We start from the raw sequence: 2,408 nt of genomic DNA, 5'->3' as shown, positions 1-2,408 counted from the left end.
GTCCAAATCCGGCAGGGTGCGCCCCAGGCGCATCAAGCGGGCCATCCGCCAGCTCACCACCAGGAACAACGCCAGGGCGCGTTCAAGACGGGCCATGGTGCCCAATGGCAGGGCCTCGACGCGGCAGGCTTCCTTGAGGACCAAAAAGAGCCTTTCAATTTCCCAGCGCGCCCGGTACCACTCGATCAACTCGACCACCGCCTCCAGGGTGGTGGCCTCGCGATTGGTCAGGAGGCGCCATTCGATGGGTTTCACAACCGCCGGGGCGTTGATTTCGCGGGCGATCAAACAGGTCGCATCCAAGGTGCCGCAGCGTCCATCCGAGAGGGTGACCCGTTGCGCGTAGAGCTGTTGATGGACCTCGCGCGCCACCCGCCCGCGCCCCGCCGGCAGGACGAAGCGGATCTCCCCGAGCGGGTCGCTCGCGAGAACCCGGTCCCACAGCCGATCACCGTCGGGCAAGGCGCGGTTGTGCTTGGCGCGCAGCCGCCAGTCGGCGGGGTGGCCCAGGTCGCGGGCGCGCACCATCAGGTCCAGCAGGTCGGCTTCGCGATCAGCGACATAAACCAAGCGCGTCTGCGGCCGCTCGGCCGCCAGATCGGCCACGCGCGCGTACCCTTCGCCCCAACGCACGCTCTCCTTCATTCCCGGACGGGTGCCGTCGGGGGCTTTCGGCTCCCGCGCCCACATCCAGGCATCCAGCACGCCCAGCGGTTCGCGCGCGGGGGTGATGGCATACGTGGGATGCAAATACATCCCGCGCTGGGCCTCGAAACTCAGCGGACCCAGCCCGTCAATGGTCTGTCCGTTGAAGTTCAGTTCGGTCGTGTCCTGCACGCACAGCACCACCGGCTGGGTCGCCAGGCGCTCGCGCGTGCACTGGCGATGTGGCTCCAGGATGTCCATCCAGTCGAACGTCTCCTGCGCCAGAAAGCGATACGCCGCCTGGGTCTCCGCCCAGCCGTTGCAAGCGCTCGGAAGGCTCGCCATGGGTCGCTCGGCCAAACGCTCCACCAACGGCACCGCCCGTCGGTCGCGACGGGCGTCGCCCAGATCAATCCCGCGAAATTCTTCTTCTGCCCAGCCCATGCGATCCCCAATGAACGTGAAGGCTCAAAACCGATGTTACCCGCACACGGGGAGTTGTGTGTAATGGGATGGGTTAACTCGGGGCTTTCAGGAAGAGCCGAAACAGTGCCCGCAGGGCCGTGACTCGAATACCACCCCGAGCACGAACAGCGTGCCCAAGACGAGCCACAGCCAACCAAGCGCCACCGCCGAAGCCTCTTCATGGCGTCCCTCGGCGCCCACCTCACGTCGCCTGATCGCCCGCCCGCTGCTGAATATCAGCCCGGCACCAAGCAAAGCGCAGCATCGTTGAGGAATTAGTTTTCGGTCATCATGCCGCCGAACATGGCGAACCTGTTTGCCAGGGTTCACCAATAAGCGGCGAGTTTCCAATCGCTCGGCTCGACATAAGTCCAGGATTCCGCCTTGAATGGAAAAGCCCAGGTATTGACCGCGATGGGCTTGCCTTCGATCTGACCGGTCAGCGTCAGGCGCAACGGCAACACCTGCGTGTCAAGCTGAATGATGTCGATTTCCAGCTTGGTTTCAGGGTAGGAGGAACTCCAAATGACCCCATTGGCATGCTCGGATCGCCAGCTAGAATGCTCGCTTCGTCCGGCCCGAGCACCAGCACTAGGGCGCCGATCATCACTGTGCTGGGGTGCATGTCTTCCGATTTGTCCTCGCTGTTGTAGTCAGTAACAGATAGAGCCTGGGACCAGTGGCGGTTTCCACACGATCCTGACGATCGATCTTCAGGCGGCCATCTCCACCGGGCGTATCGGAACGGGAACGCCAGCAGGCGTTTTGTTGATCGCAGCCGTCGTAGACGCGCGCGACAATTGAATCGACGGCTGGATCCGCATGAGCCAGCCCAGCATGGCGAGAACCAAACTCAACGACAAGCTGGCAATAGATTTTTAATCACTGTCACGGTTTAAGAGGCTGTATAGGAACACATCGCTATAGTCGATCCAATTAACCGTTAATAGAAATCAATTAACTTACAATTCATATTGTATCTGATTATGGCCTATTTGACGAAGAAGTAAGCGGCCTGAGGCGAGATAAACTTGTGCCTCACTCGACGTAGGCTTGCGTTCATAATCTCTACTCAGCCGACGTGATCGGCCAAGCCATGCAAATGTTCGCTCAACGACCCAACGGCGGGGTAAAACATGGAAACCTTTAACCCGAATGGCACTAAGATAAGCCCAACCTGCTGAAACGCATGAGAAAGGCTGGCGGTGGTGGTAGGCTGAGAGTGGCCAAACCCAACTGCCCACCCGTGGAGCCAGCCCCCATGCATCCTCGTCAGCGCGCCGCGCAGCGGCAACGAC

The 2,408-nt window shown here is 61.0% G+C and carries 2 protein-coding genes and 1 pseudogene; all 3 read right to left on the bottom strand.

Features of this window, described 5'->3' with window-relative positions; genetic code table 11:
- The coding region (locus CKO27_RS23625; protein WP_476718512.1) for an IS4 family transposase at positions 1 to 1,101 on the bottom strand (1,101 nt) is incomplete at its 3' end.
- Between the two features lie 335 nt (positions 1,102 to 1,436).
- Positions 1,437 to 1,565, bottom strand: coding sequence for a hypothetical protein (locus tag CKO27_RS25100; protein WP_276570206.1), 129 nt, complete (start codon positions 1,563 to 1,565; stop codon positions 1,437 to 1,439).
- Positions 1,566 to 2,072: 507 nt separating this feature from the next.
- Positions 2,073 to 2,258, bottom strand: a pseudogene (locus tag CKO27_RS23620) (transposase); the annotation flags it as partial.
- Positions 2,259 to 2,408 lie beyond the last annotated feature (150 nt).

The organism is Thiocystis violacea, assembly GCF_016583575.1.
GTDB lineage: Bacteria > Pseudomonadota > Gammaproteobacteria > Chromatiales > Chromatiaceae > Thiocystis > Thiocystis violacea.
This window is presented reverse-complemented; position numbering and strand designations above follow the sequence as displayed.